The 21,650-nt window shown below is 70.0% G+C and carries 19 protein-coding genes and 1 tRNA gene; 12 read left to right on the top strand and 8 right to left on the bottom strand.

Features of this window, described 5'->3' with window-relative positions; all coding sequences use genetic code 11:
* The 3 genes from BLT25_RS21840 (at position 1) to greA (ending at position 3,393) form a co-directional block, all read left to right on the top strand.
* On the top strand, positions 1-1,440 hold the full coding sequence (locus BLT25_RS21840; RefSeq protein ID WP_256328723.1) for an AI-2E family transporter: 1,440 nt from the start codon (positions 1-3) through the stop codon (positions 1,438-1,440).
* A 1-nt stretch (position 1,441) separates the two neighbouring features.
* A complete protein-coding gene (ilvA, locus tag BLT25_RS21835) occupies positions 1,442-2,653 on the top strand; it encodes a threonine ammonia-lyase (RefSeq protein WP_091050481.1) in 1,212 nt (403 codons plus the stop codon).
* Between the two features lie 230 nt (positions 2,654-2,883).
* Positions 2,884-3,393 (top strand): transcription elongation factor GreA, encoded by a 510-nt coding sequence (gene greA, locus BLT25_RS21830; protein ID WP_091050480.1) that lies wholly within the window; start codon positions 2,884-2,886, stop codon positions 3,391-3,393.
* Positions 3,394-3,417: 24 nt separating this feature from the next.
* Here greA and BLT25_RS21825 read toward each other — a convergent pair whose 3' ends face one another.
* A complete protein-coding gene (locus BLT25_RS21825) occupies positions 3,418-3,810 on the bottom strand; it encodes a DUF4307 domain-containing protein (RefSeq protein ID WP_176884138.1) in 393 nt (130 codons plus the stop codon).
* A 127-nt stretch (positions 3,811-3,937) separates the two neighbouring features.
* Between BLT25_RS21825 and mca the strand changes: the two genes are divergently transcribed.
* Together mca and BLT25_RS21815 are read left to right on the top strand one after the other, a co-directional pair.
* A complete protein-coding gene (gene mca / locus BLT25_RS21820) occupies positions 3,938-4,924 on the top strand; it encodes a mycothiol conjugate amidase Mca (protein ID WP_091050476.1) in 987 nt (328 codons plus the stop codon).
* A gap of 33 nt (positions 4,925-4,957) precedes the next feature.
* Positions 4,958-5,233 (top strand): hypothetical protein, encoded by a 276-nt coding sequence (locus BLT25_RS21815; protein WP_091050473.1) that lies wholly within the window; start codon positions 4,958-4,960, stop codon positions 5,231-5,233.
* Here the strand turns inward: BLT25_RS21815 and BLT25_RS21810 are convergent.
* On the bottom strand, positions 5,214-5,867 hold the full coding sequence (locus BLT25_RS21810) for a hypothetical protein (protein WP_091050471.1): 654 nt from the start codon (positions 5,865-5,867) through the stop codon (positions 5,214-5,216). The two genes, BLT25_RS21815 and BLT25_RS21810, sit on opposite strands and share 20 nt — an antisense overlap.
* On the bottom strand, positions 5,867-10,111 hold the full coding sequence (locus BLT25_RS21805; RefSeq protein WP_176884136.1) for a LamG-like jellyroll fold domain-containing protein: 4,245 nt from the start codon (positions 10,109-10,111) through the stop codon (positions 5,867-5,869). Before BLT25_RS21805 ends, BLT25_RS21810 begins: the two co-directional genes overlap by 1 nt.
* Before the next feature lie 223 nt (positions 10,112-10,334).
* Between BLT25_RS21805 and BLT25_RS21800 the strand changes: the two genes are divergently transcribed.
* Entirely contained in the window at positions 10,335-11,132 is a 798-nt protein-coding gene (locus BLT25_RS21800; RefSeq protein ID WP_256328722.1) for a HoxN/HupN/NixA family nickel/cobalt transporter, read from the top strand.
* Here the strand turns inward: BLT25_RS21800 and BLT25_RS21795 are convergent.
* Both BLT25_RS21795 and BLT25_RS21790 read right to left on the bottom strand, forming a co-directional pair.
* Positions 11,121-11,726 (bottom strand): TerD family protein, encoded by a 606-nt coding sequence (locus BLT25_RS21795; protein ID WP_091050464.1) that lies wholly within the window; start codon positions 11,724-11,726, stop codon positions 11,121-11,123. The genes BLT25_RS21800 and BLT25_RS21795 overlap by 12 nt on opposite strands.
* Positions 11,727-11,766: 40 nt before the next feature.
* Positions 11,767-13,248 (bottom strand): glycoside hydrolase family 5 protein, encoded by a 1,482-nt coding sequence (locus tag BLT25_RS21790; RefSeq protein ID WP_091050462.1) that lies wholly within the window; start codon positions 13,246-13,248, stop codon positions 11,767-11,769.
* A gap of 158 nt (positions 13,249-13,406) precedes the next feature.
* Here BLT25_RS21790 and BLT25_RS21785 point away from each other — a divergent pair, with 158 nt between their 5' ends.
* Complete coding sequence (locus BLT25_RS21785) at positions 13,407-15,779, top strand: phosphoribosyltransferase domain-containing protein (RefSeq protein ID WP_091050460.1); 2,373 nt, start codon at positions 13,407-13,409, stop codon at positions 15,777-15,779.
* 5 nt (positions 15,780-15,784) lie between these two features.
* On the top strand, positions 15,785-16,639 hold the full coding sequence (locus tag BLT25_RS21780; RefSeq protein ID WP_091050831.1) for a ribokinase: 855 nt from the start codon (positions 15,785-15,787) through the stop codon (positions 16,637-16,639).
* A gap of 74 nt (positions 16,640-16,713) precedes the next feature.
* On the opposite strand, the gene BLT25_RS21775 is transcribed toward BLT25_RS21780, so the two are convergent.
* A complete protein-coding gene (locus BLT25_RS21775) occupies positions 16,714-17,589 on the bottom strand; it encodes a bifunctional helix-turn-helix transcriptional regulator/GNAT family N-acetyltransferase (protein WP_091050458.1) in 876 nt (291 codons plus the stop codon).
* A 121-nt stretch (positions 17,590-17,710) separates the two neighbouring features.
* Between BLT25_RS21775 and BLT25_RS21770 the strand changes: the two genes are divergently transcribed.
* Entirely contained in the window at positions 17,711-18,616 is a 906-nt protein-coding gene (locus BLT25_RS21770) for a Vgb family protein (protein WP_091050455.1), read from the top strand.
* Positions 18,617-18,663: 47 nt separating this feature from the next.
* On the opposite strand, the gene BLT25_RS21765 is transcribed toward BLT25_RS21770, so the two are convergent.
* A tRNA-His gene (locus BLT25_RS21765) sits at positions 18,664-18,739 on the bottom strand.
* Between the two features lie 48 nt (positions 18,740-18,787).
* Positions 18,788-19,444 carry an oligoribonuclease gene (gene orn / locus BLT25_RS21760; protein ID WP_218131450.1) on the bottom strand — a complete coding sequence of 219 codons (657 nt, stop codon included), beginning with the start codon at positions 19,442-19,444 and terminating at the stop codon, positions 18,788-18,790.
* A gap of 105 nt (positions 19,445-19,549) precedes the next feature.
* Here orn and BLT25_RS21755 point away from each other — a divergent pair, with 105 nt between their 5' ends.
* The 3 genes from BLT25_RS21755 (at position 19,550) to BLT25_RS21745 (ending at position 21,625) form a co-directional block, all read left to right on the top strand.
* A complete protein-coding gene (locus tag BLT25_RS21755; protein ID WP_256328721.1) occupies positions 19,550-20,308 on the top strand; it encodes a DsbA family protein in 759 nt (252 codons plus the stop codon).
* 128 nt (positions 20,309-20,436) lie between these two features.
* Complete coding sequence (locus BLT25_RS21750) at positions 20,437-21,189, top strand: FkbM family methyltransferase (RefSeq protein ID WP_091050825.1); 753 nt, start codon at positions 20,437-20,439, stop codon at positions 21,187-21,189.
* 19 nt (positions 21,190-21,208) lie between these two features.
* Positions 21,209-21,625, top strand: a complete 417-nt coding sequence (locus BLT25_RS21745) for a limonene-1,2-epoxide hydrolase family protein (RefSeq protein ID WP_091050451.1) — start codon at positions 21,209-21,211, stop codon at positions 21,623-21,625.
* The last annotated feature ends 25 nt before the right edge of the window (positions 21,626-21,650 follow it).

The raw sequence follows: 21,650 nt of genomic DNA, 5'->3' as shown, positions 1-21,650 counted from the left end.
GTGACAGATCAGGGGGATGTTCCCGGTGGCGAGAAGTCGGCCGCGAAGGAGAGCTTCGAGCGGGTGACAGGCGCGTTCAGGCGCAACCGGCAGGCGCGTGAGGAACAGCGTCACGCTCAGGACGAGGCCGATGCGCGCGAGTCCGCCGAGGTGGCCAAGGAGGCCGCGGCGGAGGCCCGTGAGTCGGCCGAGAACTTCGCGCTTCGTCTCGTCAACCAGTTCGAGCGCCTGCGGGAGGAGCGCCAGGAGCAGCTGGCCGCGCCCGAGCCGGTGACCGCGCCGAAGTCGGTGAGCCGCACCGACGTCCCCTATGGCGTCGAGCTCTCCGCCCAGTGGGCCTGGCGGTTCCTGGTCATCGTGGCCGCCGGCTATCTGATCGTCCGTGCCCTCGGCATCGTCAGCATCGTCGTGGTCCCGCTGGTCATCGCGCTGCTGATCGCCGCACTCGTCTCGCCGATCGTCAACGGCCTGGCTCGGATCGGACTGAAACGGAGCATCTCGGCGCTCTTCGTGGTGATCGGAGTGCTCGCGGCGGTCATCGCGATGCTGAGTTTCGCCGGCACCCAGGTCGCCAACGGCTTCACCGACCTGGCCGGGCAGACGGTCAAGGCGCTCGACGAGATCCGAGACTGGCTGATCAACGGTCCGTTCCATGCGAGCGAGAGCCAGATCGACACCTGGCTCAACACGGTGCAGACCACCGTGGAGGACTGGGCGGCGGCGTACGCCTCCAACCCGTTCTCCCGGGTCAGCGAGGTCGGTGGGGTCGCCCTCGACGTCTTCGCCGGCCTGTTCATCGTGCTCTTCTCCACCTACTTCTTCTGCGCCGAGGGGGAACGGATCTGGGGCTGGCTGGTCCGCCTCGCGCCGCGGGCCGCGCGCAGCCGGATGGACAGCTCGGGCCGGGTCGCCTGGGTCTCCCTGACCCAGTTCACCCGGGCGACGGTCATCGTGGCCGCGGTCGATGCGATCGGCATCATGATCATCGCCGCGGCCCTGCAGGTCCCGTTCGTGGCGGCGATCGGCGTGCTCGTCTTCCTGAGCTCGTTCGTGCCCCTGATCGGTGCCACCGTCGCCGGCGCGGTCGCCGTGCTCGTCGCACTCGTGTCCCAGGGCCCGGTGACGGCGCTGCTGATGCTCGGTGGTGTGATCCTGGTCCAGCAGCTCGAGGCCCACGGCCTGCAGCCGTTCCTGCTCGGCCGCTGGGTGCGGGTCCACCCGCTCGGTGTCATCCTCGCCGTCGCGACCGGCATCGTGCTCGGTGGCGTCGCCGGCGCCCTCGTGGCCGTGCCGCTGGTGGCAGCACTCAACGCGGTGGTCAACCACCTGACCGCCACCGCCCCGGCGCAGGCCCAAGCGCCGACGTCGCCTCCGCCTCCGTTGCCGGCCAGCGGCCCGACCTCCCCACCCCCGCCGAGCCCAGGAGCAGGCAGTGCCTGAGATGCATGGTCAGCCGACGTACGACGACATCCTCGAGGCCCGCGAGCTGCTGCGCGACCACATCACCGAGACGCCCGTCCAGGGAGCCCGCTGGCTCACCGACATGATCGGGGACACGGTCATCCTCAAGTGCGAGAACCTCCAGCGGACGGGCTCCTTCAAGGCCCGCGGGGCCTTCGTACGCATCGCCCGGCTCTCCGAGGACGAGCGCAAGCACGGGGTGGTGGCCGCCAGCGCGGGCAACCACGCCCAGGGCGTCGCGCTGGCCGCGACCACCCTCGGCATCCCGTCGACCGTGTTCATGCCCGAGGGCGCGCCGATCCCGAAGGAGAAGGCCACCCGCGCCTACGGCGCGGAGGTGATCTTCGAGGGGCAGTACGTCGACCAGTGCCTCGAGGCCGCGATGGCCTTCGCCGAGCGCACCGGTGCCGTGATGATCCACCCCTTCGACCACCCCGACGTCGTCGCGGGCCAGGGCACGATCGGGCTCGAGATCCTCGAGCAGGCGCCGGAGGTGAAGACGGTCGTCATCCCGCTCGGCGGTGGTGGCCTGCTCGCCGGTGCAGCGCTCGCGATCAAGGCGAAGCACCCCGACGTGAAGGTGGTCGGCGTGCAGGCCGAGACGGCCGCCGCCTACCCGGTCTCGCTGCGCGAGGGCCGTCCGATCCGGCTCGACAAGATGCCGACGATGGCCGACGGCATCGCCGTCGGCCTGCCGGGGGAGACCAACTTCCCGATGATCCAGACCTACGTCGACGAGATCCGTACGGTCTCGGAGGAGGCGATCTCGAGCGCGCTGCTCGCGCTCGCCGAGCGGGCGAAACTGGTCGTCGAGCCCGCCGGCGCGGTCGGCGTGGCCGCCCTGATGGACGCCCCCGAGGCCTTCGAGGGCCCCGTCGTGGTCGTGCTCTCCGGCGGCAACATCGACCCGCTCCTGCTCGGCAAGGTGATCCAGCACGGCATGACGCTGGCCGGGCGCTACCTGCCGGTCGCGGTGACGATCCCCGACCAGCCCGGTGCGCTGGCGACCTTGCTGTCGGTGATCGGCGACACCGGAGCCAACGTCATGGAGGTCGTGCACTCGCGCACCAACCCCGGCCTACGGCTCGCCGAGGTCGGCGTTCAGCTCCAGCTGGAGACTCGGGGTCAGACCCACGCCGAGCGAGTTCTCGAACAATTGCGCAGCAAGGGATATCCCGCGACCACGCACTGAGGCCGCGCCCTGCCGTTCCGTGGAACGGTCCCGAGGTCAGATTGCGCAACGTTTCGGTCGCGAACTGTCTTCGGGTGTGGTTGCCTTGTTAAACTGAACCTTCTGACAATCTCCCGCGGAACGTTCAGCTGGGTGAAGCACGCCCGCACAGCAGGGAGAAAAGGCGCCGGTGAATGGGGGTTGACCGGCGCCCCTTACCTATTCACTACCCATCAGGAGTAACGCAGCTCATGACTCAGTCGACCGAGACCACCGCTGCCACGATCTGGCTCAGCAAGGGCGCATTCGACAAGCTCACCGCGGAGTTGGAGCACCTGAAGGGCCCCCGCCGCCAGGAGATCCTTGCCGAGATCAGCTCCGCGCGGGACGAAGGTGACCTCAAGGAGAACGGCGGCTACCACGCCGCCCGCGAGGAGCAGGGCAAGCTCGAGGGCCAGATCCAGCAGCTCGAGGCGCTGCTGCGCAAGGCCGACACCACCGTCCCCGAGGACGACGGAGTCGTCTCGGTCGGCAAGCTGGTCACGTTCAAGTTCGAGGGTGATGACGACGACGAGGCCGAGACCCGCCTCATCGCCTCGATCGAGATGAAGGACTACGCGGGCGGCGTCGAGATCTCCTCGGCCGCCTCGCCCATCGGCGCTGCCCTCATCGGTGCCAGCGCCGGTGACACCGTGACCTACGAGGGTCCTCGCGGGCCGCTCAAGGTCGAGATCCTGAAGACCGAGGTCTTCACCGGCTGACCCAGGTGCGGGTGCGCTGCACGGTCACTCGACCGTGCAGTCACCCCACTCGACCCGCAGCGCACGGCGCTCGGTCGGGATGGTGATCGTCTGGCGCCCCTCGGTGGCGGTGAACTCGAGGTGGCCGACCTTCTCCTCCTTGTCGTCCTCGGCCTCGACGGTGCAGACCGGCTTCGCGTCCTTGTCGTGGAGACGTACGACGAAGGTCACCTCGACCTCGTTCTCGCTGACGGCTTCCCACTTCTCCAGCCCGGAGGAGACCTCGGGGTGCAGGGCCAGCCACAGCGCCCAGCCGAACCAGCCGACGACGGCGACCAGGGTGAGGATCAGGGCGATCATGAGTACGCCCGGGCGGCGGCGCGGGCCTCGGCCGTAGCGGGTCGCGATGCGGGACTCTTCGGCTGACGGCGTGCTCACGGAAAACATGGTCCCACCTCGCCGAAGGAGACCGTACATCCGTCCCCGGACCACTACCACCAAAGTTGTCCGCGGAGTGGGAGCGGGTAACCGATCCGTGAGACGGAGCGTGGTTAGGATTGAACTCATGCCAGAGCAGCTCCAGCAGGCGTTCCGCCTGATGCACGTGCACGCGCACCCCGACGACGAGTCGAGCAAGGGCGCGGGGATCACCGCGAAGTACGTCGCCGAAGGGGTCGACGTCCATGTCGCGACGTGTACAGGCGGCGAGCGGGGCGACATCCTCAACCCGAAGATGGAGCGCCCGGGGATCTTGGAGAACATCCACGAGATCCGCCGCGAGGAGATGCACCGCGCCCGCGACATCCTCGGTATCAAGCAGGACTGGCTCGGCTTCGTCGACTCCGGTTGGGTCGAGGAGTTCATGAAGGTCGAGGACATGGGGGCCAAGGACTGGTCGCTGCTTCCCGACGGCTGCTTCGGCCGGACGCCGCTCGAGGTGAGCACGCGCCGGCTCGTCGAGATCATCCGCTCCTTCCGGCCGCACGTGGTCACGACGTACGACGAGAACGGGGGCTACCCGCACCCGGACCACATCATGTGCCACCGGGTCTCGGTGGAGGCGTTCCGGGCGGCGGGCGACCCCGACCTGTTCCCGGACGCGGGTGAGCCGTGGCAGCCGCTGAAGCTCTACTACAGCCACACCTTCAACTACCCCCGGATGATCGCGCTGCACGAGGCGATCAAGAGTCACGGCCTCGCTTCGCCCTACGAGGAGCGCCTCGAGACCTGGAAGCCGAACCCGGGCTGGGACGAGCGGGTCACCACGAAGGTCGAGTGCGCCGAGTTCTTCGGTGTACGTGACCAGGCCCTGCTCGCGCACGCCACCCAGATCGACCCTGACGGCCCCTGGTTCGCGGTGCCCCGGGAGATCGAGAAGGAGGCCTGGCCGACCGAGGACTACGAGCTGGCGACCTCCTACGTGCCGGTGCCGGAGGCGGAGAGGCGCGAGGAGACCGATCTGTTCGCCGGCCTCGACGCCTCCACCGCCGACGACGAGGGCAAGGCCGCGGTCGGTCGCGAGATCAGCTTCGGCAAGGTCGTCACCGCCTGAGGTTCTCTCAGGCACAGGTGAGACAATGTCGGTATGTCCGGCCTCCCGATGACGACGCAGACTCTGCACACCTCCCAGCCCGCTCCCGAGCCCACCCCGCCGCAGGACGAGGACGTGGTCGCGGGCTGGACCGCCTTCGGCATCTTCATCGCGCTCTGCGTCGCCGTCGCGGTGATCGCCTGGAGCATGCTGCGTCAGTTCAAGAAGGTCGAGAAGGCGAAGGTCGAGGGTGTCTTCGGCGAGGAGGCCCAGGCCGAGGCGATCGCCCAGCAGGCCGCCAAGGACGAGATCAAGAAGCTGAAGCGCTAGCGGAGCGGCGGCGCACGAGCCACCACCCGCCGGCGCCCAGCAGCGCGATCCCGCCGAGGGTCCCGCCGATCTGGAGCAGCGCGCTGAGCCCGGTCGCCGCGGCTCGGGACTCATCGAGGGTCCAGCCGTGGGAGCGGGTGGTCCCCGCGTACGCCGCCTTCTGGCCGTTCGGCCCCGAGGCGAGGGTCTGGTACGCCGGATGCAGGTCGGTCATCATGTCGATCTCGATCTTCGTGGCCGAGGCCGGTGACGAGCAGTCGAAGGTGACCGTGGTGCCGTCGGCGACCAGGTCATCGGACGCGTCGACCGACCCGTCGCAGCCCTCGATCCGGATGTGGTCGAGCACGTACTCGGCGTAGGCCTCCGACCGCGCCAGCGCCTTCTCGTCGCCGGGCTCGTAGAGGACGACGCCGTCGAGCGTCATCCGGTCCGGCGGTAGCGCGCCGACCTGTACCGCGAGGTAGGCGATGTCGTCGGTGGCCCCGAACCGCCACGTCACCTCGGGCGCGCCGGTGGTGCCGGCGATCGTCGCGGTCTGCGGGGCTCCGAACGGATGAGCGTAGGCGGGCACACCCGCGGTGGCCGCCAGCACGAAGCCGGCGACCACCGCGAGCGCCCGGGGGAGACGAGCCACTAACGCTGCCTGACCGTCAGCGTGAGGTTCGTCGTGGCCGGTGCATGCGTGTCGTCACCCGGGTAGAAGACCTGCACCTGGTGACGGCCCGGCGGCGGCAGCACGTCGACCTCGCACTCGGCGACGCCGCGTCGCACGCGCGCCTCGCACAGGACGTCCTCGCCGATGAGGAACTGCACCGTGCCGGTGGCGCTGCGCGGCGTGAGCGACGTCTGGAGCTCCAGGTCCCTCCCGAACCGCACCGTGACGTCCTTGGCGGTGAGCTTGACCGGGGTCAGCTCGGGGACGTCGGCCTCCTCGACGACGACCGCGCGCGAGGCGACGGCCTGGTTGCCGTTGGTGTCGGTGACCGTGTAGGTCAGCGGGTAGGCGCCCGCCTTGTTCACATCGACGCTGCCGGAGACCTGGATGCTGCCGGTGAGGTCGCCGTCGGTGTTGTCGGTCGCGCTGACTCCGTCCAGCGGGTCGAACTCCGCGCCCACCTCGATCCTCGTCGAGGCCGGGACCGTCAGCACCGGCGGTGTCGCGTCGGTGCCGGCGGCGGTGGCCAGGAAGACGCCGCCGAACTGGTCGATCGAGCCGAGCGTCTGGGCCTCGCCGGTGCGCGAGGTCGAGGTCCACGCGTACACCTCGCCCTCGGTCAGCCCGGCCCACTCCACCGTCGCCGGCCAGCCCGAACGCGCGGTGTCGGTGCCGATCACGGTGTCGGTCGGGGTGACCACCGTCAGTGCGTCGGTCGTGAAGGACGTACGCCGGGTGGAGAGGTCCACAGGCAACGTCAGGTTGTCCTCGGCGCCGTTGTAGCGGTGCCGGTCGTCGTACTCCGTCGCCCCGAAGTCGTCCAGGTGCGGGGAGTAGGTGTCGATCGACATCTCCGCGCGCTCGGTGTCGAACTGCAGCAGACGCAGGTAGGAGGCACCGAACTGGAGCAGGTCGGTCGACTTGTGGTCCACCGTCCCGTCGCCGTTGAGGTCGATGTTGCCGGAGGCGTCGACGGAGTCGGGGAAGAGCTCCCCGGCGGTCACCTTGTAGAACTGGTAGTCGGCCAGCAGCTCCACGACGTTGTGCGAGACCGTGGCACCGATGCCGCGCTTGAGGTTCGTGCCGACTCCGTGCTCGTGGCCGGCGAGGACCAGGAACACGTTCGGGTTGGCCTCCACGACCTGGTCGTAGAGCCGGGACCCGTCGGTGGAGAACTTCGCCCCGCGCCCGTCGGGAGCCGTGGACGGGGCCAGGTAGGCGTGGGTGCTCAGGATGCCGTTGCGGTCGGGGAAGCGCGCGAAGATCTCGCTCGCCCAGGCCGCCTCCTCCTCGGTGACCCCGTAGGAGAGGCCGACCGCGACGAAGTCGAGCCCGCCGGCGGAGAAGAGCACGTAGTTGTTCTGGTTGTCCGTGCCCGGCTCGGTGACGTTGCCGGACCCGTCGGTCTCCTCGTCCCAGGCGTGGTAGGACGCGCCCTCGGGCCACGCCTCGGCGGCCTGGTAGTAGCGCGACGGGCTGAAGTAGCGGCTGAACCGCGACTGCGGACCGGTCTCGTTGCCGCCCTGGTTGTCGTGGTTGCCCGCGACGACCTGGTTGACCACGCCGGCCTCGTCGAGGGTCGCCTGGGCGTCCGAGGTGAACTCGAACTCGCGGGTGATCTGCTCGTCGAGCCCCGGGTAGAGCAGGTTGCCGTTGGCGTCGGTGGCCAGCGGGTCCTTGGTGTCGTTCTCGGTCACGTCACCGGTGTGCGAGGTGAACGCGATCTTGCGCTGGTCGGCGTTGTCGCGGATCCACTCGGTCTCGGCGCGGTAGGCGCGCTGCCACACCGCCTGCTCCTCGACGAGCTGGATGTCCGAGGGCTCCTCGATCCCGTTGAAGTTCTCGTACGTCCCACCGGCAGCGCCCTCGGCGATGTACTGGGTGTCGGTGAAGTGGGCGAAGGAGAAGTCGTAGTCGTCGGGGTTCTCGAAGTGGTCCTTGTCGTCGGCGGCCGACTCGTCGCGCGGCGCGAGGTCGTCGGCGAACGGGTCTATGCCGGTGACCAGGACGTGCACGACGCCGTTGTCGACGTGCGCGGCCAGCGCCCGGCCCTGCAGCGTGGTGTCGCCGTCGGCGATCCCACGGGCGGAGGCGAGCTCGTCCCAGCGGCTCTCGGCGGTGTTCCACACCCGCAGCGAGACCGAGCGGGCAGGGTCGGCCGTGCCGGTCCAGACCACGTGGCGACGCGAGTCGGAGGCCGGGACGGAGACGTCGTAGCGCTGGAACGGGATCAGCTTGCTCGAGGCGCTGGCGGCGGTCTTCCCGTCGGGCAGCTGCCGCCCCGTGATCGTCTCGGGGGAGGAGTAGTCGAACTCGAGCGCGCTCGGGAGCACCGGCACGACGCCCTGGAAGCCGCCGTCGGCGACCGAGGCGGAGGCCGCCTTGAAGGTGGTGGTCACGTCCGAGCCGTCGGGGCTGTTGGCGATCGCCGAGAGCGTCACCTTCCCCTTGCCCTGACCGGTGTCGGTGCCGCCGCCGGTCGGGATGGCGTCGGAGGTGAACGTCGAGGTGTGGGCGACGGGCCGTCCGAAGACGTCCTTCGCGGTGACCTCGATGGTGTGCTCGCCGCGAGAGAGTCCGGCGCCGATCTCCTGGCCGGGCCGGATCGGGTCGCCGTCGAGCGTGTAGTTCCAGCCGGAGGCGTTGCCCTGGTTGGTGATGTCGACGGCGAACTCGGTCGGCGTGGTGATGTGCGCACCGGCCGCGGGGGTGGTGCCGTTGACGACCACCCCGGCGTCGCGTACGTCACCGAGCGCGGCCACGTTGAGGGCGTACGCCTGGTCTGCGGTGAGCACGTCGGTGAAGATCCGGGCGTTGCGCACGGTGACCGGCGACCAGAACTGGTTGACCGAGTCGGCACCGACGTAGAAGGAGTTGAGGGCGTTGCCGCCGGGACGGGTCAGCGGCGCCGGCGCCGCGATCGAGGCGGCGAGGGCGCCGTCGACGTAGAGCCGGGCGGTGGAGCCGTCCCAGGTGCCGACGGCGTGGTACCAGCGGCCGGTCTCGATCTCGACCTGGGCGTTGCGGTAGGCGCCGCCGGCGTGGACCGCGAAGGTCAGCTTGCCGCTGTAGACGACGATCGAGTAGCCGCCGCCCTCCTTCTCCGAACAGATCGAGTGCTCGGTCCCGTTGGGGAAGGTGCCGTTGTCCTTGAAGGTGCACTCGATGGAGACCTGCTCGTCGATCTGGTCCCAGGCGGCGGAGCCCATCGCGTAGGCGTACGCGTCGTTGGAGCCGTCGAAGGAGGCGACCTTGGCGTCCAGCGCGGTGTCGTCGGAGATGACCGGCTCACCGACCGTGGTCACCGCGCGGCCGGTGTCGTCTGCCGGGGTGCCGTCGTCGAAGTCGACGTCGAGCACGTCCGCGGCGGGCACCGGGGGAGCGGTGTCGTAGGCACCGGCCAGTGCCGCCGCCTCGGCATCGGTCATCGCGCGGGCGAAGAGGGAGGCAGCGGCGAACGAGGCGGGCGGGGCCGGCTGGCCGATCCCGGTGGGAGCCGAGTCGGCGCCGACCACGAAGCGGCGCGAGGTCGCGGCCGGGGCCTGCAGCGCGCCGGTGGCGGCGGTCGAGCCGGCCTGGGTGCCGTTGACGTACAGGCTCAGCGTCTGGCCGTCCCAGACCGAAAGCACGTGGTACCAGCGGTTGGCCGTGATCGGGGTCAGCACCGTCTTGTAGCCGCCGCCGATGTGGGCCATCGTGCCCAGGTTGGAGCCGGTCACGTAGACCGAGTAGCCGCCCGCCTCCTTGTTGGAGCAGAGGTCCTTCTCGTTGCTGGTCGGCAGCGTGGTCTCGACCCGGAAGACGCACTCGATGGTGAAGCCCTGCTGCAGGCCGGCCCACGGGTCGTGCTCGACGGAGACCGCGTCGTCGGTGCCGTCGACGGTCATGATGTCGGTCGGGGTCTCGGCGAGCTCGTCGTCGGTGCCGTACGTCGGCGCACCCCAGGTGCGCGGCTCGAGCGACTGGGCGCGCTCGTGCGGGGCGCTGCCCGCGAAGTCGATGTCGAGTACGTCAGGTGTCGGCGCGTCCACGGTCGCGAGAGCGGCTCGCGGGGCGCCGGTGACCGGTGCGCCGACGGCGGTGTAGGTCGCCGCGCTGGCTGAGGTGATGGCGTCGCCGGGCAGGGCCGCGACGACCCCTCCGGCGAGAGCCAGACCGGCGACCGCGGCGATCAGCCGCGTCCGTCCGAATCTGGCGAGGCTGGCGTTCGGTACTGCGAACACGATGCTCCTTGGTTCCTGGGGCATGCTGCTGATTGCCGAGTGGGGGTGCGGCATCGCCCGAGGTGCCGAACAGCCGGAGCACCCGTGCCCGGCCAGTCTGAAAGGATCCTGAGACCAGGTGAACGCGGCTGCGGAGCACTGTCGACGCCCGTCTGTCCGGTGGGTAAACGCTTGCCGCAGCCGTATCCGGCGCTGAAACTCTGTGCCATCGTTTGCGCCTGACATGGACGACTTCTTGATGGGTGACTGGTTCGGCGCGGCGGCCCTGGTCGAGCGGGTGCAGGGCTATCTGGACGAGCCCGGCATCGCCGCGGCCGCCTTCGTGCTCGCCTTCGCCGCCGGCGCGGCGCACGCGATCGCGCCGGGCCACGGCAAGACGCTGGCGGCGGCGTACCTGATCGGTGCGGAGGGCCGGGTGCGCGACGCGGCCTGGCTCGGCGGCTCGGTGGCGGTGATGCACACCTTCTCGGTGCTGGTCATCGCGGTGGCGTGGGCGTTCTTCTCGCTCTCGGACCTCGTCCGCCTGGAGAACCTCACCGCCGGGCTGCAGATCGTCGCCGGGGTGCTGGTCGTCGGCACCGGGCTCTGGCTGCTGCGCCGGCACTGGCGCGCTGCGCGCTCAGGCGCCGGTCACGGGCACTCCCACGGGCACTCCCACGCGCATGGGCACGGTCATGGGCACGGTCACTCGGAAGGCGTACGCCGCCCTGGGATCGTCCTGCTCGGCATCTCCGGCGGCCTGACTCCGTCCCCCGGCGCCTTCCTGGTCCTGGTGACCGGTCTGTTCGCCGGCCGCTCGGCGTTCGCGCTGCTGCTGGTGATCACCTTCGGCCTGGGCATGGCGACGATCCTGTTCGGCGTCGGCCTGCTGGCCCTGGCGGGAAACAACCTCGTCGTCCGGGTCGCCGAGTCGAAGGCGTACCTGCAGGTCGCGGCGAAGGTCACCCCGATCCTGGCGGCGCTCGGTGTCACGGTCCTCGGCGCCGGCCTCACCGTCGTCGGCGTCGGCTCACTCGGCTGACGAGCGGGGACCGGGGACTGAGAGCGTCGGGGCGATCGAGGGCAGCAGATCCTGGAACGTACGCCCGTTGCCGATCTCGCCCAGCGCTGTCATCGCCCAGCCACCGTCGTAGCGGCTGACCTTGGCCATGATCTCCGCGGTGTGCGGGCCGGTCTGGCTCACGTCGAAGCGGGCGATCTCGGTGTGGGTGTTCTCGTCGACCAGACGGCAGAACGCGTTCTGGATCTGGGCGAAGCTCTGTCCGGTGAAGGAGTTGATCGTGAACACGATCTGCGCGACCTCGGCCGGCATGCGGTCGAGGTGGACGATGATCGACTCGTCGTCGCCCTCGCCGGCACCGGTGCGGTTGTCGCCGGTGTGGATGACGGCGCCGTCCCTCGACTTCAGCTGTCGGAACCAGGCCTGGTCGAGGTGGGCGCCGGCTGCGTCGTAGAGGATCGCGGAGGCGTCCATGTCGACGTCGGCGCCGCGGAACCCGCCGAAGAGGCCCTTCCGGACCGCGTCCCACCCCAGCGCTATCCGTACGTGCGTCATGCTGCTGCCGTCACCTGTGGTGAGCGAGACCGACTGTCCCTTGGCGAGCGAGACGGACAAGTGATCCTCCGATGGCTGGACCGACGCGGACGCGACCAGCCTAGTCAATCGTGACGGTCACCGGCCCGGTTCCGGTCGGCTCGACCAGGATCCGGTGGTGCTCGGCCTCGCCGGCGACCCGGCCGCCCTCGACCGTGATGTCCGGACCGTCGGGATAGTGGAGCGGGCTGACGTAGATCTCGGTCGGCTCCTCGATCCCCGCAGAAGGCTCGTAGGTGTAGCTGAACGCGCCGGTCTCCGGGTCGAAGGAGAGGTCCACGGGAGTGCCGGCCGTCGCCTGCGGGTAGGTCCGCACGAGCGTGCGCAGCTTCTCCTCCTTGACCGTGGACAGGTCGCCGTCGTCCTCGAACATGCCCTGTCGGCCGTCGGCGGTGGTCGGGTCGTCCCAGTGCTTGTAGGCCCAGTGCATCCAGGAGGCGAAGTGGTCGTCCGCGGAGGCCGTGTCGATGGCCAGCAGGTCGGTGTTGTCGGTGGCGCCGAACTCCGACATCAGGTTGGTCGCGCCCATCGTCCTGGCCTGCTCGAGCGCCGCCTCGTGGTGGTCGTCGTCATAGCTCTTGCAGGCGTCCACGCCGAGCGGGATGCCCTGGGAGTCGAGGAAGCCGAGGGGGCAGTAGCTGTGCCAGGAGAAGCCCACCTGGTCGTCGTCGGCCGGACCGAAGCTCGAGTTGGGCACCTGGCTGGCGAGCAGCTGCGCCTCGTACCAGACGATGCCGTCGGGGTCGGACCTCCGGATCTCGGCAGTCGCCTTCTCGTACGCCGGCTGGAACTCGTTCGCGTACGAGCTCGCGCACCCGGTGATCGGGCAGGAGAGCCACTCCTTGCCGGCCCATGGCTCGTTGATGAGGTCGTATCCCATCGTGTAGGGCTGGTCGGCCCATCGTTGTGCGACGGCGCCCCAGGCGGCGGCCCAGCCGTCCTGGACCCCATTCTTGTTGGCCCAGAAGTTGTCGTAGACGGTGGCCAGCTCGGGTGTGATGTACGTCGCCGGGAAGGACAGCTTGATCGGCGGGTGCAGGTTGTAGGGCGCCGGCCGCTTGGCCGCCCAGTTGGGCACGCCCTCGCCGCCGTAGGTCTCGTGCCACATGTCCTGGTGGAAGTCGAACTGCATCCAGATGCCCTCGTCGGCGAGCAGGTCGATGACCCGCTGCCAGTCGTCGAGGTAGTCCTCGTCGACCTCTCCGGGGGCGTCCGGGGTGACCCCGGCCCACAGGGTGCCGATCCGGGCGCCGTTGAACCCGTACTCGGCCAGCCACTCGGCATCCACGGCGGTGAACCCGCTTGCGGAGTCGGAGGGGACGTACGGGGCGTGCTTCCAGACCAGGTTCTGGCCGTGCACCAGCACGATCCGGCCGTGCTGGTCGACCAGCCAGCGCCCCTCGCGAGACAGCCGTGGGGTCTCCGCCGGGTCGGCAGCAGGGTCGGCGGCGGCCGGACCGACGGGGCTCAGCAGCGAGGTTCCGAAGGCGAGCACAGCCGCCGCGGCGGCAACGATGGCGAAGCTTCCCGAGCGACGTGACATGTGCGGAACCTAGTGCTCTCCATCACATCCGACAAGAACATGTTCTCATTCTGGACGGCGGGGCGGGCGTAGGGGCTGTTCGGAGGAGACCTGCAGTGGACAGGGGCGGCCTCTCTGCGGTTGAGTCAGACGAGGAGCATTGGGGGAGAATGTCACCTGTGAGAGACGAAGTGAGCGGCTGGTCAGGCACCTGGGTGGCCGAACGTCTGGGTGTGCGACTGCGGACGACCGACGCTCCGAGTGGGATGATGCTCACCGATCTGGTCGGACTGGCGGTTCGACGCAACCCCCGCCGGGCGCAGCTCCTCGTCTCCTCCGTCCTCGGCAAGCACGTCCCGACCGACCCGCGTCTGGTGACCGACGCCGGGCTGCGCCTGGGGGCCAAGGCGCGCGCCGCGGTCACCGGTGACGCGGTGGTCCTCGGCTACGCGGAGACCGCGACCGCGCTCGGCCATCTCGTCGCCGACGCCCTCGGGGCGCCCTACCTGCACTCCACCCGCCGGGTCGTCGACGGCATCGAGTCCGTCGCCGACTTCTTCGAGGAGCACTCGCACGCGACCGCCCACCGGCTGCTTCCCGCCGATCCCGCCTTCCTCGCCCGCGCCGACACCCTGGTGCTGGTCGACGACGAGGTCATCACCGGCAAGACCGTCGTCAGCACCATCCGGGCGCTGCACAAGAAGTTCCCGCACAAGCACTACGTCGTGGCCGCGCTCGTCGACCTGCGCTCGGAGGACGACCGCGGCCGGATGGAGCGCTCGATCAAGCGGCTGCGCGCGAGTTTGGACGTGGTCTCCCTCGCGAGCGGCGAGATCGAGCTGCCCGAGGACCTCGCCGAGAGCGGAAACCGGCTCATCGACAACGTCGAGAGCCTCCGCCACCTGGCCGGGGTCGAGCCGAGCCGCCGTCCGCGCGGCGAGGTCGTCCAGGTGGTCGCGACCTGGCCACGCGCGGTCCCGGAGGGCGGCCGCCATGGCTTCACGACCAGCGCCTCCGGCTCCTACGAGTCGGCCGTCACGGTGACCGCCGCGGCCGTCGCCGGCCGCATCCCCGACGGCCCGGTGCACGTCCTCGGCACCGAGGAGCTGATGTACGCACCGCTGCGGATCGCCTCCGCGCTGGCGGACCGGCGCGCGGCCGAGGGCCGCCGCCACGAGATCACCTACTCGACGACCACCCGCTCGCCGGTGCTCGACGTCGACGACCCGGGCTACGCGATCCGCACCGCGATCACCTTCCCGTCCCACGACGACCCGGCCGACGGCGACGGGCCGCGCTTCGCCTACAACCTGCACGAGGGTGCCTTCGAGACGATCGTGCTGGTGGTCGACGAGCCGGCCGACACCCCTGCGCTGCACGAGGAGGGCGGCCTGGTCGATCAGCTCGCCCGGCTCGCGCCGAGGGTCGTGGTCGTGACCATCCCGGCGTACGCCCCGGAGCCGCGCCACGACCAGCCGGCCCGGCAGCTGCCTGCTCCGCTCCACGGGCCGGCCTTCGGCTCCTACGATCGGGACGACGTCGCCTGGCTGCTCAAGGACCTGTCCGCGGACGCGGCCGAGGCGGACGCCGAGGAGCAGGTGGAGACACATCGGGAGCTCTTCGACGAGGCCCTGGCCGCATCGGCCCAGCGGGTCGCGTACGCCATCGGCCTGGTCACCGAGCAGGTGCTGGCCCGGCGCGGACAGGACGCCGTGCTGGTCTCCCTGGTGCGTGCCGGCATCCCGATCGGGGTGCTGATGCGGCGCTGGGCGCAGCGGGTGCACGGGCTCGATCTGCCCCACTACGCGATCTCGATGATCCGCGGGCGCGGCATCGACCAGACCGCGCTCGCCTACCTCGCCGCGCACCACGACCCCGCCCGGGTGATGTTCGTGGACGGCTGGACCGGCACGGGTGCGATCGCCCGGGAGCTGGCGGCCTCGGTCGAGAAGGCCAACTCGACGCTCGATGCCCATCTGGCCTCGCCGTTCTCCCCGGAGCTCGCGGTCCTCGCCGACCCGGGCCGGAGCGTGGCGGTCTACGGCACCCGCGAGGACTACCTCATCCCGTCGGCATCCCTCGGGTCGACCGTCTCCGGCCTCGTCTCGCGTCCCGTCATCGACGACGACCGGGTCGGCCCCAACGACTTCCACGGTGCGGTGTTCCACGCCGACCTGGCTGCGGCCGACGTGTCCAAGAAGTTCATCGACACCGTCGCGGCCCGCTTCCCGATCGTGCGGACCAAAGTGATGCTCGACCTCGGTGCCCATCTCGGTGCCCATCTCGGTGGCGACCACACGCCCACCTGGGTGGGCTGGGACGCGGTCGAGGAGGTCGCGGAGAAGTTCGCGGACGGTGACGTCAGCCTGGTCCAGGCCGGTGTCGACCAGACCGTCCGGCTGCTGCTGCACGGTGACCCGGTGAAGATCCTGGTCGACCCGGCCCGTGACGCCGATCTGGGCCAGGTCAAGAAGCTCGCCGAGGCGCGCGGCGTGCCGGTGGAACGGATCTCCGGCCTGACCTACTCCTGCATCGGCCTCGTACGTCCCTGATGCCGGTGCGATCGCCCCAGGACCTGGTCGTCGTCGGAAGCATCAACGTCGACCTGACCGCGCTCGTCGAGCGGCTGCCCGGCGCCGGGGAGACCGTGGGAGGCGGCCGGCTGCGCCGAGACGTCGGCGGGAAGGGTGCCAACCAGGCCGTCGCGGCGAGCCGGCTGGGGGCGCGGGTGCGGATGATCGGCGCGGTCGGCTCCGACGCCGACGGTGCCTGGGCGGTCGAGACGATCCGGGCGGCAGGCGTCGACGCCGCTGGCGTCCGCATCACCGACTCGCCGACCGGCACGGCGCTGATCGCCGTCGACGCGGCGGGGGAGAACCAGATCGTGGTGTGCGCCGGCGCCAACGCGTCGGTCGGCGCCGACGGGATCTCGGTCGGGGCGGACGAGGCCGTGCTGATGCAGCTCGAGCTGTCCCTGGAGGTGGTCCGCGCCGTCGCCGCGCGGACGCCGGGGTTCGTCGCGCTCAACGCGGCCCCGGCACAGTCCCTCCCGACGGATCTCGTCGAGCGGGTGGACCTGTTCATCGTCAACGAGACCGAGTACGCCGCGATGCCCGAGCTGCGCGCCGCGAAGAGGGTCGCGGTGACCTACGGCGCCTCGGGCGCGGCCATGTTCGCCGAGGGTGCCGAGACGGCTCGCGTGCCCGCCGCGCCGGCGCCGGACGTGGTCAACACCGTCGGCGCCGGCGACGCGTTCTCCGCGGCGCTCACCCTCGCGATCCAGGCCGGCACGCCCGACGAGCACGCGCTGCGTATGGCCTGCGCGGTCGGCGCCGCCGCGGTCGCGCACCCCAGCGCCCAGCCGCCGCTGGACCGGTTGGAGGCCTATGCGGCGGGATGCTCGCCGAGGTAACTCGGTGAAGGTGCGCTTGCTTCGGTGAGTTCCGCGACGGAAGTGATCGCTGACCGAGTTACCTCGGTCAGCATTCAGCCGAGCTCTTTGCGGAAGAAGTGGGTGGCGTGGGGGTTGTCGTTGTAGCGGTCGATGCGCTCATAGCCTGCCCGCTCGTACACCCCGATCGCCTCGCTGAGGACGTCGCGGGTGTCGAGGCGTACGACTGTGTGGCCCAGCCGCAGCGCCTCGGCCTCGAGGTGGCGCAGCAGGCGTGAGCCGAGACCCGCGCCGCGCCAGGCGGGGTCGACCCACATCCGCTTGATCTCGCCGGTGCCGTCGAACTCGCGCACGCCACCGCAGGCGACCGGGGCGCCGTCGCTGGCGGCCACGAAGAACGCGCCGTGGGGCGGTCGCAGCGAGGGGTCGTCGCCGAAGCCCTCGTCGCCGACGGTGAAGCCGAAGCGGTCGCCGATCTCGGCGAAGTAGTGGCCCATCGCCTCCTGCGCCATCGGGTCGCGCGGGTCGACCTGCTCGATGGTGATCGTGGCTGCCCGCACCAGCAGGTCGGCTGTCGCCAGGGCCTCGTTGAGACGGTCGCGCTGCCGCGGCGTCAGCGGGTCGAGCAGCTGATGGGCGCGCTCCTCGGAGCGGCGCTCGAGGTCGTCCCACTGCTTGAGGCCGTCCTCGGTGAGCTCCACCAGGCGACGCCGGCCGTCGGCAGGATCGGGCTTCACCGTGACGTACCCCTTGGTCTCCAGGGTCCGGAGCATCCGGCTGACGTAGCCGGAGTCGAGGCCGCCGAGGCGGATCCTCAGCTCCTGGACGGTGCCCGCGCCGAGCCCGATCTCGTAGAGGATGCGGGCGGTGCCGTAGGGGAGTCCGCTGCCGAGGAAGGAGTCCTCGAGGGCTCCCACCCGACGGACGTAGCTCATGTTGAACTTGCGCATCACCGAGGTGTCCACTGTCATATATCTGACTTTAGTCAGATATCTACCCGAAGCCAAGCGAGACCGTCCGATTCCCGGTTGCTCCGGCCGCGCCCGGGGGTCGAGAGTGGTGCGGCAGCGACCGAACGAGAGAAGGGCATTCATGACATCCGAACAGACGGCGCGCGTGACCGAGCACCGCGTGCCGGGCAGAGGCCCGTACGCCATCGCGACCGGCCCGGACGGCGCGCTGTGGTGCACCCTGGAGGGCAGTGGCGAGATCGGTCGACTTGTCCCGGGGGAGTCCACGGTCACGTTCCCGCTGGCGCCCGACTGCGGTCCGACGATCATCGTCGCCGGACCGGATGGTGCGCTGTGGTTCACCGAGTCGCGGGCCCATCGGATCGGCCGGATCACCGCCGAGGGCGAGGTGAGCGGGTTCGCACTGCGGGAGTGCATGCCGTACGGGCTCGGTGTGGGGCCCGACGGGGCGCTGTGGTTCACCGAGATGACGACCGACTGCATCGGACGGATCACCATCGATGGGACGGTGACCGAGTTCCCGCTCCCGCTCACGGGGGCGTTCCCGTCCGCGATCGTGGCCGGACCGGACGAGGCGATGTGGTTCACGATGAACCAGGCCAACGCGATCGGCCGGATCGATCTGCGCGGCGAGGTCACCGTGCACGAGCTCCCCACGCCCGACGCGGCACCGGTCGGCATCACGCTCGGGCCCGACGGTGCCCTCTGGTTCGTCGAGATCGCCGCCGGACAGATCGGCCGGATCACGGTCGACGGAGAGATCGCCGAGTACCCCCTGGCCGATCGTGGTGCGCGTCCGCACGCGATCGCGGCCGGCCCCGACGGAGCCCTGTGGTTCTCCGAGTGGGGCGCCAACCGGATAGGCACGATCACCACGGCCGGCACGCTCGGCGAGCCCGTGGGCCTGCCCACCCCCGACGCTGAGCCGCATGGGCTCGCCTTCGGCCCCGACGGCAGGCTATGGGTGGCCCTCGAGCACGGAACCCTGGCGCAGATCACCCCCGCCGGTAACGGACGGAGCGCATGAGAAAGGGCGAGGTTCGGACTTCGATCGAAGTCCGAACCTCGCCCTGATGGGGTGAGCGACGGGGCTTGAACCCGCGACCCTCGCGACCACAACGCGATGCTCTACCAGCTGAGCTACGCCCACCATCGGCTCGAACAACGCATGTTCGAGCCAGCAGAAAGCATAGAGGAATCAGGCCTGATCCGTGGAATCGGCGTCGCCGAGACCGGTGATCGAGGCACCGTGCCGGGCGGCGATCTCCTTGGCCGTGTCCGAGTCCGGGCCGGGCATCGGCACGAAGACCGCCTCGCGGTAGTAGCGAAGCTCCTCGATCGACTCCTGGATGTCGGCCAGGGCGCGGTGGTTGCCACGCTTGGGGGGAGCCGAGAAGTAGGTGCGCGGGAACCAGCGGCGCGAGAGCTCCTTGATCGAGGAGACGTCGACGTTGCGGTAGTGCAGGAACCCCTCCAGCTCGGGCATGTCCCGGGCCAGGAAGTTGCGGTCGGTGGCCACCGTGTTGCCGCCCAGCGGTGGCCGGGAGTCCTTGCCGCAGTGCTCCCAGACGTACGCCAGGACCTGCTCCTCCGCCTCCCGCATCGGCACGCCGTTCTCGAGCTCGACCAGCAGCCCGGACTTGGTGTGCATGTCGCGCACGAAGTCGTCCATCTGCTCCAGCGCCTCGGCAGGGGGCTTGATGATGATGTCGACCCCGTCGCCGAGCACGTTGAGATCGAAGTCGGTGACGAGGGCCGCCACCTCGATCAGCGCGTCGTGATCGAGGGACAACCCGGTCATCTCGCAGTCGATCCAGACCAGACGTTCGTTCAGTGAAGCCACGCAGAGCACCATAACGCCGCTGGTCAACGGCTTTACGGGGGGATAGGCGACGATGTGATAACGGTTCCCATGGCGTGGTTTCAGCCTGCGCTCAGGAGAGGCACCTATGTTGGCTCCATGAGTACGGATTCAGCCAGCAGCCCCTCGCGCAAGGAGAAGCGTGAGGCCCGCGCTGCCAAGGCCGCCGCGGAGCTGGAGGCACTGCGCAAGAAGCAGGCCCGCAAGTCGATCCTCACCGTCGCGGCGGTCGTCGCCGCCATCGCGGTGGTCGTCGGCGGTCTGGTCCTGTTCAGCCTGAACCGCTCGACGGACAGCGAGATCGCTGCGCCCGAGGCCGGCAGCAGCGAGCACGGTCTGGTGATCGGTCCCGACGACGCGCCGCACAAGGTCGTCATCTACGAAGACTTCCTGTGCCCCTACTGTGGTGAGTTCGAGAACGCGTCCCGTGAGGACCTCGCCGAGCTCGCCGCCGACGGCAAGGTCCAGGTCGACTACCGCCCGTTCGTGCTCCTCGACCAGGTCGGCCCCTACTCCGAGCTCGCCACCTCGGCCTTCGCGGTCGTCCAGGAGGAGGCTGGTCCCGAGGTCGCCAAGAAGTTCCACGACCTGCTCTTCGAGAACCAGCCCAGCGAGTCCGGCCCGTTCCCCGAGGCCGCAGACCTCGTCGACCTCGCCGTCGAGGCGGGCGCTGAGGAGTCCGCGGTCAAGGACCGCATCGAGAGCCTCGACGGCAAGGCCTGGGCCGACGCCGCCACCAAGGCTGCCGCCGACGACGGGGTGAGTGGCACTCCGACCATCCTGCTCGACGGCGAGCAGTTCCGGGACGGCAACACCTTCGACGACATCGCCGCCAACCTGGTCGAGCAGATCTCCTGAGCCTGGCTCGAGCTGCGCGGCCCGATCCGCGTTGGCCCACGGTTCGGCTGGCGTTTCCGTGGGCGCTCTAGGGTTCGGCGACAGCCAAAGGCGGCTGGGCCGACGACCCCTAGGCGAAGGTGCTCGAGATGGCGTACGCGACGACCGAGGACGGGCATCGGATCTATGTGAAGCCGACCGACCCGCGGGCTCTCGGCCTGATCGCCAACAAGGGGCGGATCATCCGTGGCTCACTCGAGCTGTGGCGGTTGGCGCTCGGCCTGCACGAGTGGCGGACCGTGATCGACGTCGGCGTGAACTACGGCGAGATGCTCGTCGGGGTGGACATCCCCGAGGGGGTGGAGCTGATCGGGTTCGAGCCGAACACCTCGCTCCACAAGGTCCTGCGCAAGACGCTGGAGACCCGCGGGATCACGATCGACCTGCGCGCGCAGGCGGTCGCCGACGAGCCCGGAGCCGCGCGGTTCGCGGTCGACCGGACCTGGTCGGGGACGTCGTCGCTGTTCGACGAGCGCCACGATGGCTCGGCGCGCTGGCAGCTGCGCGAGGTCGAGGTCACCACGCTCGACGAGGTGCTCGGCGGCTCCGGGCGTCCGTTCTGCGTCAAGGTGGACGTGGAGGGATTCGAGCGCGAGGTGGTCGACGGCGCGGCCAGGTCCCTGGCGGACACGGAGCACTGGGCGCTGATGCTCGAGATCGAGCACATGGACCGCGGCTACCTCGCCGAGCTGGCCCGGACCCGCGACGTGTTCGTGAAGGAGAAGGAGACCACCTCGCTGCGGCGGGTGCCGGGCGAACGGGTCGCCGTCGAGGAGCTTCTCCAGGACCCGACCCTGCACCGCCAGGATTGCCTGGTCCTGAGTCCCGCTCTCATCCGCTGATCGGCGATAACGTGGCGGTATGACCGAGATCCAGATCGTCGAGCAGTTCCTGGCCGCGCTCGAGACCGGCGAGGTCGACGCTGCCTTGGCGCTGTGCGCCGACGACGTCACCTACCAGAACGTCCCCCTTCCGCCGGCGCGCGGCCTCTCCGAGGTCGGGCGCCAGCTGCGGGTCATGGGGAAGTACACCACCGGCTTCGAGGTCCGGATGATCAACATCGCGGCCAACGGCCCGGTCGTGCTCACCGAGCGCATCGACGTGCTCAGCCGCGGCTCGGTCTCCGCCGAGTTCTGGGTGTGCGGCACCTTCGAGGTGCGCGACGGCAAGATCGAGCTCTGGCGCGACTACTTCGACTGGACCACCTTCATCGCCGCTGGCATCAAGGGCGTGGGGCAGGCGGCGTTCGGCGCGATCCGGAAGGCCGTCGGCCGCTGAACCCTTGTGCGCGGCGCACAGGACA

Origin of the sequence: Nocardioides sp. YR527, from assembly GCF_900101045.1 — a bacterium.
Lineage (GTDB): Bacteria > Actinomycetota > Actinomycetes > Propionibacteriales > Nocardioidaceae > Nocardioides.
Note: the sequence above shows the minus strand (reverse complement) of the source record. Positions and strands in the feature narration are given on the sequence as shown.